The organism is Aestuariivivens sediminis (assembly GCF_022662105.1).
GTDB classification, from domain to species: domain Bacteria; phylum Bacteroidota; class Bacteroidia; order Flavobacteriales; family Flavobacteriaceae; genus Aestuariivivens; species Aestuariivivens sediminis.
Genome location: NZ_JAKMCP010000004.1, coordinates 75,844 through 91,318, shown reverse-complemented (window position 1 = coordinate 91,318; position 15,475 = coordinate 75,844). Strand labels below are relative to the sequence as shown.

8 protein-coding genes are annotated in these 15,475 nt (G+C 40.0%); all 8 read right to left on the bottom strand.

Annotation, left to right across the window (positions count from 1 at the left end):
- Nucleotides 1–28: 28 nt before the first annotated feature.
- On the bottom strand, nucleotides 29–3,772 hold the full coding sequence (locus tag MR054_RS11925) for a glycosyl hydrolase (RefSeq protein WP_242158051.1): 3,744 nt from the start codon (nucleotides 3,770–3,772) through the stop codon (nucleotides 29–31).
- 74 nt (nucleotides 3,773–3,846) lie between these two features.
- The gene (locus tag MR054_RS11920) at nucleotides 3,847–5,247 is read right to left on the bottom strand and encodes a T9SS type A sorting domain-containing protein (protein ID WP_242158050.1); all 1,401 of its coding nucleotides are present in this window, start codon (nucleotides 5,245–5,247) and stop codon (nucleotides 3,847–3,849) included.
- 320 nt (nucleotides 5,248–5,567) lie between these two features.
- Entirely contained in the window at nucleotides 5,568–8,855 is a 3,288-nt protein-coding gene (locus MR054_RS11915) for a VCBS repeat-containing protein (protein ID WP_242158049.1), read from the bottom strand.
- A 127-nt stretch (nucleotides 8,856–8,982) separates the two neighbouring features.
- On the bottom strand, nucleotides 8,983–9,894 hold the full coding sequence (locus MR054_RS11910) for a glycoside hydrolase family 17 protein (protein ID WP_242158048.1): 912 nt from the start codon (nucleotides 9,892–9,894) through the stop codon (nucleotides 8,983–8,985).
- A 2-nt stretch (nucleotides 9,895–9,896) separates the two neighbouring features.
- On the bottom strand, nucleotides 9,897–12,254 hold the full coding sequence (locus tag MR054_RS11905; RefSeq protein WP_242158047.1) for an MFS transporter: 2,358 nt from the start codon (nucleotides 12,252–12,254) through the stop codon (nucleotides 9,897–9,899).
- Between the two features lie 153 nt (nucleotides 12,255–12,407).
- Nucleotides 12,408–13,319: a glycoside hydrolase family 17 protein gene (locus MR054_RS11900; protein ID WP_242083619.1), complete on the bottom strand. Its 912-nt coding sequence runs from the start codon at nucleotides 13,317–13,319 to the stop codon at nucleotides 12,408–12,410.
- A 51-nt stretch (nucleotides 13,320–13,370) separates the two neighbouring features.
- Nucleotides 13,371–14,000, bottom strand: coding sequence for a hypothetical protein (locus tag MR054_RS11895; protein WP_242158046.1), 630 nt, complete (start codon nucleotides 13,998–14,000; stop codon nucleotides 13,371–13,373).
- A gap of 39 nt (nucleotides 14,001–14,039) precedes the next feature.
- Nucleotides 14,040–15,470 (bottom strand): MFS transporter, encoded by a 1,431-nt coding sequence (locus MR054_RS11890; protein ID WP_242083614.1) that lies wholly within the window; start codon nucleotides 15,468–15,470, stop codon nucleotides 14,040–14,042.
- Nucleotides 15,471–15,475 lie beyond the last annotated feature (5 nt).

Here is a 15,475-nt window from a genome sequence, read left to right as displayed (position 1 = left end):
CCCACATAGCCGGCATCTCAATTAATGCTTATTGTTTTATCAATTTAAAGGTGTAGGTGCCCTGGTCTGTTGTCATTTGTGCAAAATATAATCCGGATTTTAGACCTAATCCCTCAATTAAGGCCTCATTGCTGTCGGGTTGCAGGGATTGTATTGCATTGCCTAATACATCGAATAGCACTATGGACCGGATTTTACTGTTCAGTGCTTTGACGGTCCAATGCGTATTGGTAGGGTTGGGGTAGGGCCTCAAGGCATTTACATTTCGATCTGCAATCGATAAGCTTGCCACCTGGTATACATCATCAAAATAAAAGATGGAGGTGTTCGACCCATCCCCCAGGTTGCCGAAGTCAAACATAAATACCATACTATCAAAACTACTGATTCCCGCAGCCGAAAAATCCCAGAACAAGGTTTCCCACTGTCCCGTGGTTGAGGTTACCGCATCCCTTTCGGTAGCATTACCCCGATTGGATTGTTGCTCCAGCTTCAGTTTTACAGGGGTCCCAATTGGTGCTTCCGTCCATAATTTTAAGGTCAGGTATCTTTCTGTCGTAAAGTTCAAGGCGCTATTCAAATTCAAATAGGCCCCTGCCCAGGATTTACCGCCATTTCTTACTATTTTTGCAAGTTTTGTACTGCTATTCCCTGTACTCTGAGGGGCACTAACCGGTTCGACCGTTCCGGTCCCCCCGTCGAAATTTGAAAAGTTTGCCGTTGTCGGTGTGGTTTCAAAATCAAAGGGTAACCCCGTGTTCTCTTCGGTAGGTGTACAAACCGTATTGTTATAACTAAAGGTCATTCGCCCCAAATTAAACTCTCCATTGGTGACGACCAATCTTAACACATGAATACCGGCGGTTAAATTGACATTGCTGACCGCTTTTGTACTCCAATTGTTCCAGTTACCGGTATAGCCAAAAACGATATCCGGACTCACTTTAACACCATCCATCTCCAAATAGAAAGGTCCCCCGCCACTCGTGTTCCCCGAGACATATCTTATGCTCAAATCGTAACATCCTGTTGTTTGCACATCAATGGTGTACTCCAGCCATTCTCCTCCGGTTATCCAGCCTACCGTGTCTCCTTCGGTAACATCGGATACGGCATCGACGTATTCACCGGTTCTGAAATTCCCCTGATTATCGATTGAGGAATCGGAATACGCTATATGCTGTCCATTGCCGCCTTCAAAAACATCGTAGTGTGCACTCTCAATGGTTCCGGGTATGCTGCTTGGTGTTCCGGAATACGGCAGTTGATCACCCACTTGAATACTTATGATATTACTGATGCTAAAGGCGGATCCCACATATATTTTCGCATAGATGTTATAAATCCCCAAAGCTAAAGTTCCGGTATTGAGCGTATAGGGAGCCGCAGTATCTTCACCCATATAAGAGGTCCCGTTATAAAATTCAACCCTGGTAATGCCACTTCCCGTAGTTATGGCCGTTAAATTGGCACTACCATTCTCTGCAGTCTGATAGGTGTCGGATTCTACTATTCCCGAGGCACTAACGTCCTTGCTTGTTGCCATCTCATTGGCCGGAACATCGAGCATATAGCCATCTGAAAAGGTTACGGTAATGGACGTATCCGAATAATTGTGTGCCACATAGGTTTTATCTCCCCCGTCATTAAACACGGCGGCGATGGGATAGTTTGCGGTAAGGCCGGCATCCAATTGTCCCATGGCATTCATAGCGTGCAACCAATGGTAGGTTTGCGCATCTGAAATCCCAAATTTTAAATTCCTGTCAGGATCCGCTTCATAACGCGCTATCGCTTCGGCAGGATCTAAAAAAGACAGATATTTCCAAATCGTATCGTGCCATAAATTAGGATTGGTATCATTGGGGTTTAAAATCCCGGTATGGGTCTTTAACTCATCCCAAATTTTCTGAACATAGCCGATGTTCTGTCCCAGATATAACGAGCCCCCGTGCATGGGATAGAGCTCTATGCCATATGATGCCGCAATATCCGACGTCCAAAAGGTGCCGTTGTCATAGGAATTCCCCCAAACGCGCGACACTAAACTATAGGGATGGGAGGGACTGAAATTCCGTTCATACATGTCAAACCAATATTCTTCCACAGCTGTTTGTTCGGTAGTGTATAAATAAATCCCCAAATCCCTTATGGAGTCATTTTCGGTTATGGTCCCCCAGTGAATTAGGGAGGAATTAAATTGCATGCTTTCGGATGTCGATTCCTGGTCATTTCCTTGAGGAAAGGTTGCAAAACCATTGGCCCAGCAATGTCCTGCATAAGGACTGAAATTTCTCAAGTACGGGAATTGGGAATCATTTCGGTTGGAAGTTGCGGCATCTCTTACCAACAGATTGACCATATCACCCCATTGGTTGGCCCATCCGGGTTCAAATTGTTCCATGAATGCGGCTGCATGTATAAAATAGCCCCAATGAAAGTGATGATCGTTAATGTTTGTATCCTGTCCATGACCGGCAGGGTACCCCAGCATGGCCGACCAAACGGTATTATAATAGAAGAGAAAGGCGACCTCACCAACCTGATAGGTGAGCCAATCCTCCAATCGGGCTTTAATGGTGGCCACCATTTTATCCCTTGCCACCGTATTCCCCATTTGATCTGCAATTCTAGCCGTTTGAATCAAGCGATTCATCACCTGACCTTCATTATAGGAATCGGTCCAGGTGGCCAAAACATCATTTTCAAGTTGTGAAATTTTTGTATGCAGATCGGCGGGATTAAAACCCGGGCTGTAAATTCCTAGGTCCGGCATGGTAGGGAGTATCCCCTTAAAGGTGTTTTCCGTTGTAAAGGTATTGCCATCCAAAGTCTTTAATTCCCCTCGAATGACGCTATAACTGTATCCATTAGGCGTGGCCGAACTTTGTGATAAATTATCCCATTGATGCGGCAATAAGCCTTGTAGAACATTGGTATTGGTAGCAGACCCATCCTTAACCTCTACGCTCACACTATAGGTGGTTGATACCTTTGAAGTGGTTTCGTTGAAATTATAGGTGGCCTGGGTATCCGTAGGAAACACATAAGCATAAGTTTTATATTCATTGGCTACGGTGGTCACATTTGAAGCCGTTAGCGGTATCATAGCCATGGACCAGTAATTTTGTCCGTTTAGGGTGGAGGTATAGATATTGCCGTTTTGAGACCACACACTTCCGACCGGTGCATAAATGGCAAAGTCTCCGCCGTTTCTGGCATCTGTAACCGTAATCATTTCCCCTGAAACATGAACTACTCCGGAATTTATGGTAATGGATGCGATCTCCGCATTACCTTTTTGAAAATATATAAACGGCATTCCCATACCTGAAGTCGCATTAAAGCGATCGCCCCAATTCATAGTAACCGTCCAGTCTGAATAATCGGAAACCGTGGCTTTTGTTTCATTAAGGCCCTGAACGCCCACTATAATGGGTTGGATATCGTCAATAACGCCCCATGGTATGTAGGTGACGATTAGCCCCTGATTTATGGTTTTCATGGTCATGGGATAATTGAACAGATTATCGGCATGATTGAACTTAATTAAAGAGGACCACCAGTCGTTGGTCGGAACGGGTTTCCCCGCGGCATTTCCACTTAACTGCGGGGATTCTGTGGGATAACCATTTCTGCCTGCCGCATCGGTTCCGGGAAAAGTGGTGGTGTAGCTTCCGTTACCAACAGCAACTTGCGCACCTAATGGTGAAGTGATTACCATTAAAACAAGTAGCATCCATTGCGTAATTTGCCGTTGATTTGATGTCATTGCTATGTCATGTTTAAGTACAAAAAAGGTGCTATTTCGAGCACCTTTTCTGAGATCAAATACGTTAAATTATTTTATTTTTTTACAAGTTTTAGGGATTCCTGGCCATTGGGCGTATTAATCTTTGCGAAATACATCCCCGGTTTCAAGAGGGATCCGTTAATGGTAGTTTCGTTTTTATTCGGCGCTATAGACAGTACATTCTTGCCAAGTACGTCATATACCCTAATGGACGTTATTATTGCACTCTGGGATCTGATGTTCCAACTGTCTTGAGTGGGGTTAGGGTAGAGTTTAAACTTTGCCAATTGATTACCCTCAATTCCAAGGGTCGTGTTTTTATGTAAATATAAGTTATCATACCATACCACATTTTTTAAGTTACTGGTAATGGCAAATTGCCTCATGGTTGGATGTGTGAAAGCAACTTCTAAATCAAACGAATACCATGTACCAGGAACCGGTGCGGGAGATAAAGCGTTTATGTCTATAGGAATAATGGTGTCATCCGAACCAGTACCAGAAGGCCCTACCGCTTTCAAATTAAATACCTTTCCTACCAAATCGGTGCCGGTCTGGATAAAAAGGTCTACGTGAATGTGTGTCAACCCCGTTATATCTTGTTGATTCGCATCAAAATCTATTCCTTGACAATCTCGATCATTATAGGCTAAAACCGCATTTCCTCCAGCTGTTGTGGCTGTTACGGCATCAGCCCCACACCAACCGGCATCAAGGTTAATAGCCGGAATGGCCGCATATTTATCACTATAAATTGATACAACATCAGCTGCTGCTCTCGTTGGAGGCGTTGGTGCTGCAACCGTTGGAGGCTGGGAACAAACATTTGGACAGGAACCTCCGCAATCAACACCTGTTTCATCACCATCTTGAATACCGTTTGAACATGTATCGGCAGGGCCCTTAATATTATCTACATAAAATGTTCTTGCCGGTGTTGCAATGGGACTGCCACCAGGGAAAAATGTAACTTCTCCTGCTTCCCAGTATGCATGAATAACAAAAGCAGAATAGATTCCATTCGCCATTGCTGCTTGTCCATCTAATGCGGTATCAAAGGTAAATGCAAGCGTTTGCCAAGTATCATCACCATTATGGGTAACTTCCGCTGCTGCTGCGGGTGCGCCGGACAATCCACCATTCACTTTTACTAAAAAGGTAATAGCTGTTGCAGACTTCACATCTATGGTCATGGTTTGGGTACTGCTTAAATTAACATTTGTTGTTAAATTTAAATTTACGCCTTGCCAGGGTTCACCAGCAGTATTCCCAACAATTTCCAATACTTGCGATGTATTAGATCCTGTGCCTGCCATCACAGTTGGTGCCGGCATACCTCCAAAGGTGGCGCCATTAACACCGCCACTTTCCCCAGCTTCGAAGCCTAATACGAGGTCTTGAGAAAACCCAACGGAGGCGATTAAAACAAATAGTAATAATGTAATTTTTTTCATGATAATACAGTTTAGATTAATTTTAATTTCGATGTTCCCCAAGGTAAACCATATTATCAGGGTTGCATCATTTAAGACCGCAACAAAACACATACACACACAGAAATAAATGCACACCTCAAATAAAAACCCTCTAATGCTTTGAATATCATGCTCTTGAGAAGTTAGGGCAGTTCTTGAATCACAGACTTGCAAAAATATAATGATAATGTTGTGGTAATGTTGTGGTAGATAACCATGCATACGCCACAAAGCTGACTTCTAGTAAGTGAATACGTTAAAAAAATTTTAGTTTTTAACGGGTATTTACGCCCTAATAACTACTTTAAACCAAATGCAGAAATCGATGCGTTATTATTAGCAACAAGAATATAAGTCTTGTTCCCTGAACTTAAATACTTAATATCTCTACTATCCAAAGGAACATAAAATCCACTTTCTTGTAAATCTGCCCATTCAAAATTATTACTTCCATCGCCAATAAGAATACTCCCCATACCAGCATCGTACCGGGTGGTTTCAACCTCTACACCAAAATGATTTCCTACGGTAATTATATCCTTATGGCCATCGCCATTCACATCGAAAACCAAAGCTGACTTAATTGGAGAAATTTGTAACTCGTTTGGTAGTGTTTTCCTTATTAGCTTTCCGTTGTCATTTATTAGTATCATACTCTCAAAGCTTTTAATTTCGTAAACGACCGCATCGTCCACTTTATTCTCGGGTAAAATTTCAACCAGCTTAGATGAAGCAAACGTGTGGTAGTCCTTAAATTTTTCTGCTACATAGGGCATCTGTTGGCTAGTGCATTCCCTTCCTCTTACAGGAACATAATCATCTTTATAAAACTTAGCTAAAACCACATCGTTAGTGCCATTTTCATCAAAATCGTTAGCATAAAGCTTAAAAGGATGCTCATTTGATGCCTTAAATTTATTGTTAAGTCCTAAATTACCTAAAATGTAATCGTCGTCGCCATCATTATCCAAATCACTTGCTGTTATAGACCACCAAATACCCCTTGAATTCTCTAATCCATATTTTTCCGTTGCTTTTTCAAACAACCCCTTATTGTTTATTAGAATTTCTATATTCATCCATTCGCCAACGATTATAAGATCCTCATCCTTATCATTATCAATATCTGTAAAAACTGCATCTGTAACCATTCCAATGTCCTTAAGACCCGGTGCCTTATCAACTGATGCCTTCGTAAACTTTCCTTTGTTATTGATGAGTATATAACTAGTAGGAGGGAAGCCATATTTACCAGAAATAAGACGTACACCTACAAACAAGTCCACATCGCCATCATCATCAATATCAGAGGCTTTTACACATTGTGAACTTTCAAAAATATTGGGTAGTGCAGTACTTTTTGTAAATGAACCTGAGCCATCGTTGAGGTAAAGCCTATCTTTAAGTAAGGCATCACCTCTTTGATATTCGCTTCCTCCACTGGCCACATATAAATCAAAATCCCCATCATTATCCGCATCAAAAAATAATGCCTGCAGATCTTCTGCAGCCTTATCTGCTGCCCATGGTTGTGATTGGGCTTCTACGAAGTTTCCTTCTTTGCTTTGAAAATATAATACACCGCTTTGTCCAACCGCACCACCAATAAACAAATCGTCAAGATTATCACCATTTACATCAGAAACTGCCATAAACGGTCCATTTTGTGACACATTATGTGGTAATAAAATCTCACGCTGATACTCGTTAAAATCATTTTCCTTGTGCGAATAACGTATTCCCAGTTCGGCTGGGGGTACATTAGATACAATTGGTTCAGGAGTTTTTTCGCTTCTTACCCCCTTACCAGCCTTCGCGTATTTCGCTGTTAGTTCAATATTTGCCCCAATATCTTTAAAACTATTTGTTTTACCATCCGGCCATATAACCTCAACCTTATCAACATGAGTGTCTTTTCCTAATCCAAAAAACAACCCTGGTTCGACAGAAGAGAGATAACCGCGGCTAACCGTATTCTCTGCTACTTGTTTATTACCGTTATGATGTATAATAACCTTGGTGCCATAGCCAAATTTATTATTTTCAGACCCTTCCAAAGCCACTTTTAAAAAGTTCCCCGATGCATTATTCTTATACACGAATGCAACTGCATCCATGTTAATAATTACTAAGTCTAAATCGCCATCATTATCCAAATCGCCATAGGCCATTCCGCTCGAAAAACCAGGTGAATCGAAACCCCAATCCTTTGCCACCTTCTGGAATTTCAAATCGCCCATATTCTTGAAAGCATAATTGGCCAAAGGAACAGAGGGCGCTTTCTTAGCCATTTCGTAAAATTCTTGAGATCCTGATTCAAGCCTCTGTTTTAATTCCACTAAAAAATCATTATTCCTAACATCTTTTTTAACCCCATTAGAAATAATAATATCTCTCTTACCGTCATTATCCAGATCAACCAATAAACCTGCCCAACTCCAATCTGTTTTCGCAATACCTGCGATACTCGACACATCGGAAAAACTCCTGCCCCCTCTATTAATTTGTAAGGTGTTTGTCATGTACTGATAGTGATTACCGGCGTTAACAAGGCTATCGAACTTGGCGGTGCTCATTGAACCCATGTTTGTTTTAGATCTGTAATGATCAGCCGCCGCCATATCGAGGGTAATTAAATCTGTAAACCCATCATTATTAACATCACCAGTATCTGTACCCATACTAAATTGGGAGATGTGCTTTATTTTTTCATGAATTACATTTTTGAATGTGCCATCGCCATTATTGTAATACAAGAAATCTGGTCCATCATAATCATTTGCTATGTAAAGATCGGTCCATCCATCATTATTGAAGTCGGCAGCACTTACGCTTAATCCATATGTTAATTCCCTGGAAATACCAGCTTTTTCGGAGACATCGTAGTATTTACCTCCCTCATTTTTATACAATTTATCACTGTAAAATTTCTCACGTTCTTTAGGGATATTAATGTAACGCATAAAAAGCCTTGCGTCTGGAGGCTGATTTACCTGATACATATCTAAATCCCCATCGTTATCCATATCGAAAAACACTGCTTGCGATGAAAAGCCCGCATCTGCAAGTCCATAAGTCATTGCAGACTCTGTAAACGTAAGGTCTTGGTTATTGATGTATAATTGATTTTTACGATCTTCGGGAACCATCGATTCCCCATTTCTGGAAACATAAATATCTAAATACCCGTCTGAATTTACATCAGCCATCGTAACACCCCATGACCAACCCGAATTTCGTGCTGCTCTCGATTTCTTTGTTATATTCTCAAATTGAAAATTTCCTTTATTTAGGTATAATCTATCTGATACCTGATTCCCGCAGAAAAAAATGTCTGAAAGACCATCGTTGTTAATATCGCCAATTGCTACTCCAGCACCGCTATAGATTTGATTGTAGTATAAATGGTTGACCTTTTCAGATTCCTTGATAGCATTATTGAAGTCAATTCCTGTGGTTTCTGAATCTAATAAGGTAAAGCCCCCAACCAACGTTTCAGGGTATAAATCTCGAATTGGTTCCTGGCAAGAAACCAAGACCATACCAAATAACACACTTATTTTTAAATAAATGAACCTTATTTTCATTTGTTAAAACCGTTTCTAAATTACAGTAAGGCGCAATATTCGCAAGTAAATAATCTTATAAAAATAACAAAACTATTGAACTTAATGTTTGCCGTATTCTCATATTTTGAGCATTAAACAACCCGGTTTAACTTCTTAATAACACATGTTTTTCATAAAACTTCAGCCTTTCATCTTTATCCCAAAGTCCCCAATAAGCACCAACATCTCCTTCTGTACCAATCTTCCAGGATTCATCAAAGGATGAAAAATAAAAAATATCTATTTCGTCTTCTTTAGACCAAAGTTGAGTGTTGATAAAATATTTGATTGCGTTCTTAGATGATGGAAGCGCTCCATTGAGTCCCACGCCTTGGCTTGGCCAACCCGTTTCGGTGATAATTACCTTTTTGCCATTGCCTGCTCGCTTAGCCTGGTTATACATGTCTTTCATGTAAAGCAATGAATATTCGATACTGCAACCTTCCCAATACGGATAGCAATTTGCCAAAATAATATCGCAAGCTTCCGTAACTCTAGGTTTATGTACAAATTCATAATAGGCATCCACATAGCCCACTGGCACATTTGTTATGTGTCCTTTAACGTCGTAAATAAAATCTAGAAGTTCATCTTCAGATAAGTCCTTTCTATATAAAACTTCATTACCAACTGCGGCAATATCTACATATCCTTCATTAGCTAATTTTTTAAGACCGGCAATTTCTTTATTATTGGTTTTCTCATTGTTTCCCAACCACGCTCCTACAAGGGTTTTAATTCCATACTCCTTCGCAATAATTGGAATAAGTTCATTACCCTCAGTACAGGAAAAAGAGCGTATCCACTTTGTATATGGTCTGATGATTTTCATACGCCTGCGAATTTGCTTTTCGGTAAGATGATCTCCGGGCTCCTGTCCCTCGATGTAAGGACTAAAACAAATACCGTGCATGCCATTTTTCAATACTCGTTTAAACAAATTCTGAAGACCCTTAACGGTTTTTCCTTCCAGCTGTCCACCAGATAAAGACATGATTTTATCAGCTCTATAAGACATTTCTAACTAAATTTTAAATTTTGATTTTTATCCCATAATCCCCATCTCTGGCCCAGCTCTCCCTCATGATGTACTTTCCAGGATTCATCAAAGGAGGAGAAATAGAACATTTCAATACCTTGATTTTTAGCCCAAATATTCGCATTAATGAAATACTTCATTGCATTGTCATTTGAAGGCATCGCATTAGCCGTATTTTCGCCTTTGTTGGGCCACCCCGTTTCCGAAATAATCACGGGTTTACCATTAGCAGCTTTTTTGGCTACTGCATACATGTGTCTGAGTTTAGCGGGAGCACTATCTATGTCATAACCCTCCCAGAAGGGATAGCAATTCGCTAAGACTACATCACATGTCTCGACAAGTTTTGGACGTTCAGAAAATTGATAATAGGCATCGACATATCCTACCGGTATGTGAGGTACGGCTTTTTTAACTCTTTTAATGTATCTTAAAATTTGGATTTCAGATAATTCTTTTCTTAACAAAACTTCATTTCCAACTACAGCTATATCCACATGTCCTTCTTTGGCCAGTTTTATTAAAGTTTTAATTTCCCTCTCATTCCGGGTCCTATCTTTGCTAATCCATGCTCCTACAATTGTATTTAATCCTTTTTCTTTAGCAGCCTTAGGTGTAAATTCATTTCCACCGGTACATGAAAAAGATCGTACCCATTCCGTATAAGGAGCAATGATATTCATGCGTTCCTTAATTTGACTTTCCGTTAAAATATCACCAATACCCTGTCCTTCTTTATAGGGACTAAAACACAGTCCAGGCATACCTTCATTTAAAGTCCTTAAAAATACTTCTCTTATTTTAGGACTAGTTTCAGATTGAAAGTCCATATCGCCAAAGGTATATGCCTCCGCTTCAATATTGGCAAAGGACAATAATTTATTAGCGTGATAAAAAGAGGTTTGTGGGGCTAATGGTGGCGGGTTTCTTCTTTCTAATTGCTCTCTAACTTCGTTGGCTCGATCTTCGGTTACATCATAATCCCTCATGACGAAAATAGCTATAGTGGTTCCCAATATGGGTAAACCAGAAAAGAACAGTCGCAGACCTGTTATTGCTCCTTCTGGTTGGACCTGAGCTCCTGAATCAAATCCAACAGAACTCATAATTACACCACTTAAACCCCCTGCTATTGCAAAGCCAAATTTTACCATCCACCAATAGATGGCTCCAAAAGTCCCTTCTCTACGCTTACCCGTTTTAAGTTCATCAAGGTCAATAACATCGGCGGTCATAGACATCATAAGCACAAAAAGGCTACCAATTCCGAAAGAGAATAGGGGTAAAGCAAAAATAAACATATAAGGTTTTCCGGGAACAAACAAGAACCACAGCATAATATATCCTATTAAGGAAATAGCCTGTGCGTAAATAAAAGCTCTCTTCTTGCCTAATATTTTTGACATACGAGCAACAATGGGTATGACGATAAAAGTCGTTACCAAGGCGCCAATAGAACCAAAAAGAGTTGGCCAAATTCCTGCCGCACCAGCGTCCCCCTCAAACAAATGATATACAATGATAAAAAATGAAAAAGCTGCTATGGTATTAAAAGCGTTAAAAACTAAAAATGTGGCAATACATAATTTTCTAAATGGTCTCAAAGCAAAAGCATCCTTGAAACCAGATATTATTTCCAATAAGCTTTTACCAATAGTTTTAAGCTTTAAAGGCGCATAATTTTCATTAAGGGTAGATTTTGATTTTATAAAAATAGCTGGAACCATGGCAAAAAGCATACAAATAACACCGACCCAAATAGCCAAAGTCCTTGTTGCTACATCAGCAGATTCAAATAACGCTTGATCATACATTATTACCCAAAACCAAGGAGCTATTACCCAAGCCCATTGTCCAATCCATTGGGCTACTGCCATAATACTGGTGCGTTCATGAAAATCGTTACTCATTTCATAACCCATAGCAACATAAGGCACACTAAAAATTGTGAGCCCCAAATAAAACACAAAAGACCATAATAAGAAATAAGTAAAATTATAATCTATCCCGTCGGCCCTATAGAGTTGCCACATGATTATAAAGGCCATCCCCATAATAATAGCCCCTATCATGACGTATTGCCGCCTACGTCCCCAACGGGACTTAGTGTTGTCGGAAATAAAACCCATTATGGGGTCTGTAATAGAATCAAATATCCTGGGAAAGAAGTATATCACACCCCACATCCAGCCAGGGAAGCCAAGGTCTTGAACCAGGACAACCATAAATATACCTAATACGGCTGGGAACATTTGATTCGCTAGCATCCCTATACCAAAAGCAACTTTTTGTCCAAATGGAACTTTATTCTTTAGTGCCGTTTTAGTAGCTGTTGACATAATTTTATTATGTGTTTAGAAAAAACCTGTATGATTCTTTTCTAGTTGATTATATACATAAGAATGCATATCTGTTTGCGGTCTCTGTTATAGCGCCTATTGCAAGCAAAAACAAAATTGGATGAATTTTGTTAATTTATTTATTGTATTTCTTCAAAATTTTAGATTCTCATGCTTATCCCAAAGGCCCCAATAAGCACCTACGTTCCCTTCATTTCCAGTTTTCCAAGATTCATCAAAAGATGAAAAATAAAATATCGGAATACTGTTCTCCTTGGTCCATCTAATGGTATCTATAAAATACTTCATTGCTGCTTCCTCGCCTGCAATAGCACCATTTAAATCTCCTCCTTGGCTAGGCCAACCTGTTTCCGTAATAATAATGGGTTTACCTTGAGCTGCATCGACAACAGAACCATACATTGCCTGCATATGGCTCAAAGCATATTCAATAGGGCATCCCTCCCAATAAGGATATAAATTTGCCAAAACCACATCGGTACTTTCAACTAGAATAGGATGTCTTGAAAATTCATAATATGCATCTACATAGCCTACGGGGATATCTAAGCCCGCCAGGGCTTCCTTTACTCTTGTAATGTATCCAACTAATTCTTCTAACGTCAAATCGTTTCTATACAACACTTCGTTTCCGACGGCGGCAACATCGACATTCCCGGCTTTGGCAAGCGATATTAAACTCTCTATTTCCCTTTCATTATCCTCCTTATCATCACTAAGCCATGCGCCCACCAATGTTTTAAGGTTGTTCTTTTTTGCCGCTATTGGGACAAACTCATTGCCCTCAATACATGAAAAGGACCTCACTGCACCAACATAAGGTTTTAATATATTAATACGTTGTTCAACTTGCTCCATACTGATATCATCACCAGGAGATTGTCCATCTTTATACATGCTAAAACAGATGCCATGAAACCCCTCTTGAATGGTTCTACGCCACAATGCCTTCAGATCCTCTAAAGAAAAACCTGAAAGATCTATGCCCTTAGTCGCTATTTGACTGTAATTAAATTTGTAATACGCTTCTTCTCTATAAGACATTTTTCTATTCTTTAATTATTAAACATTATTTGATTATTTCTTATTTATGTTCTAAAATACTCCCCTACAGTTCTTTCGGGTGTAAACTTTAATTCTATCCACTTCATTGGCCCCAGTGGGCAATTCTTCAAGTTGCAATCCCGGATAATCTTCCTTTTCCTTCCATTTTGAAATCGTTTCACTAAAGAAGCTGGATGCCGAGCTATCCGCTTCATAAACGATTAAGTCGTAGGTTTCGCCTAATTCTCCTCCAAATCGTGTAACGACTTGCCATTCTCCGTCTCTTTTGTAAGAGGTATTCGTGTAATCGGACTGTGGGTAATAGCGATCATCTGAGGGGCGAATTAACACCCAAATATCATTTTCATTGGCGTCCGGATAAACTCCCATGACTAAAATTCTACAATCCACAGAATCCTTATCAATAGGAGAAATAACCCTGGTCGACTTCACCGGACCTTCTATATTTAACTTTTTTCCAATTGAAATTTGTTCGATTTGTCTATTGTAGTTCACCAGTTGGGAGGAATAGCTGGCATATATGAGTATTAACACCCCTATTATGCCTGCAGGTATTCCCAGTTTGGCACTTATGATTCTAGCTCCAGTTTTCCTTTTTATGCTACTAAGGATTGCAATTAAAATAAGCACAAATCCCGCAATTATAAGTTTTGTTGACATGGTATTCTTAGTTTAATTAAATCATTGACCCATTTCTATTTACAATACGCCTCTTCTTTCCTCCAATTGTTGTTTAATCTCTTTGGCCCTTTCTTCGCTTAGGCTGTATTTCCACATTACCCAAATGGCGAGTAACGCTGTTACTACTGGAATAACAATATCCGCTATCCTCAGGTTTGTAAGGGTATCGGTTGTTTGGGTAGCGGCATTCCCGTCAAAACCTATTAAACTCAATACAAGACCCCCTAAAACTAAAGCTAAGCCCTGACCAAGCTTTACGACCCACCAATATAAAGCTCCAAAAGTTCCCTCTTTTCTAGGCATGCCATTCCTAAGTTCATCCAAATCACAAACATCAGCGGTCATACTCATCATTAAGGTAAACAGGCTTCCTAACCCAAATGACATTAAGGGAATCGGAATAAAAGAAAGCCAGACATTATCCGGATTAAAGGACCACCATTTTAAAATATATCCGACAATTGAAAGTGCTGTTGAAATTATAAAAGCATTCTTTTTGCCCCATTTGTTAGACATGGCTGTTACAATAGGAATAACTAAAAATGCAGAAACCAATGCGCCTACAGAGCTAAACCAGGCCGGCCAGGTTGCGGTCGCCTCGTAACTCCCATTAAAGATGTAAAAAACGAAAATAAAAAAGCTGAAGGACGCCACAATTTGAAAACCATTAAATACCAAAAAGGTAGCACCGCACAATTTCATAAACGGTTTATTCTTTACCGCCTGACTTATACTTATGAATAAATCTTTCATATTGGCAACTATATTCTTTAAGGTTAAAGGCTTTCTATTTCCCATATTACCCGAGTCCATGCCTCTACAAAAAATTGCGGGCAAAAGTCCCAAAAGCAAACAGGCTATCCCAACATATAGTGCCATTGTTCTAACCCCTTCAGCCTGATCTTTAAAAATATCCGGGTCAGCAATAATAACCCAAAACCACGGTACAATCACCCATGCTATAAGACCTACTGTTTGAGAAAAAGCCATTAAACGGGTTCTCTCATTATAATCGGAAGTCATTTCGTATCCCAAACCTACCAGTGGAGTGGCAAACATGGTATTTCCAATTAGAAAGACCATAGACATAATTAGAAAATACCAAAAATTATAGTCCGCAGAATTATTCTCATCCAGTTGCCAGAGCAGCACAAATGTAATCGCGCTAATAATGCCTCCGATGAGGATATAGGGTCTCCGCCTGCCCCATTTTGAGCTCGTATTGTCCGAAATAAATCCCATGATCGGATCTGTAATGGCATCGAAAAAACGTGGTAATCCTCCTAAAAGACCGGCCAGGAATGGATCCATTCCAAATGCTGTTAATAAAAAGAACATAAAGAACCCTAAGGCTCCCGGGTAAAGATTTAAAACCAAATGTCCCGCGCCAAAAGCAGCTTTTTGACCTAGTGGCACCCTGTCTTTTGTCGCTGTTTTTACTTTAGACATAATTC

What these genes read in the sequence shown, in the direction of transcription:
- MR054_RS11925 (WP_242158051.1), bottom strand. Translation starts at nt 3,772, where the DNA reads ATGACATCAAATCAACGGCAAATTACGCAATGGATGCTACTTGTTTTA.
- MR054_RS11920 (WP_242158050.1), bottom strand. Translation starts at nt 5,247, where the DNA reads ATGAAAAAAATTACATTATTACTATTTGTTTTAATCGCCTCCGTTGGG.
- MR054_RS11915 (WP_242158049.1), bottom strand. Translation starts at nt 8,855, where the DNA reads ATGAAAATAAGGTTCATTTATTTAAAAATAAGTGTGTTATTTGGTATG.
- MR054_RS11910 (WP_242158048.1), bottom strand. Translation starts at nt 9,894, where the DNA reads ATGTCTTATAGAGCTGATAAAATCATGTCTTTATCTGGTGGACAGCTG.
- MR054_RS11905 (WP_242158047.1), bottom strand. Translation starts at nt 12,254, where the DNA reads ATGTCAACAGCTACTAAAACGGCACTAAAGAATAAAGTTCCATTTGGA.
- MR054_RS11900 (WP_242083619.1), bottom strand. Translation starts at nt 13,319, where the DNA reads ATGTCTTATAGAGAAGAAGCGTATTACAAATTTAATTACAGTCAAATA.
- MR054_RS11895 (WP_242158046.1), bottom strand. Translation starts at nt 14,000, where the DNA reads ATGTCAACAAAACTTATAATTGCGGGATTTGTGCTTATTTTAATTGCA.
- MR054_RS11890 (WP_242083614.1), bottom strand. Translation starts at nt 15,470, where the DNA reads ATGTCTAAAGTAAAAACAGCGACAAAAGACAGGGTGCCACTAGGTCAA.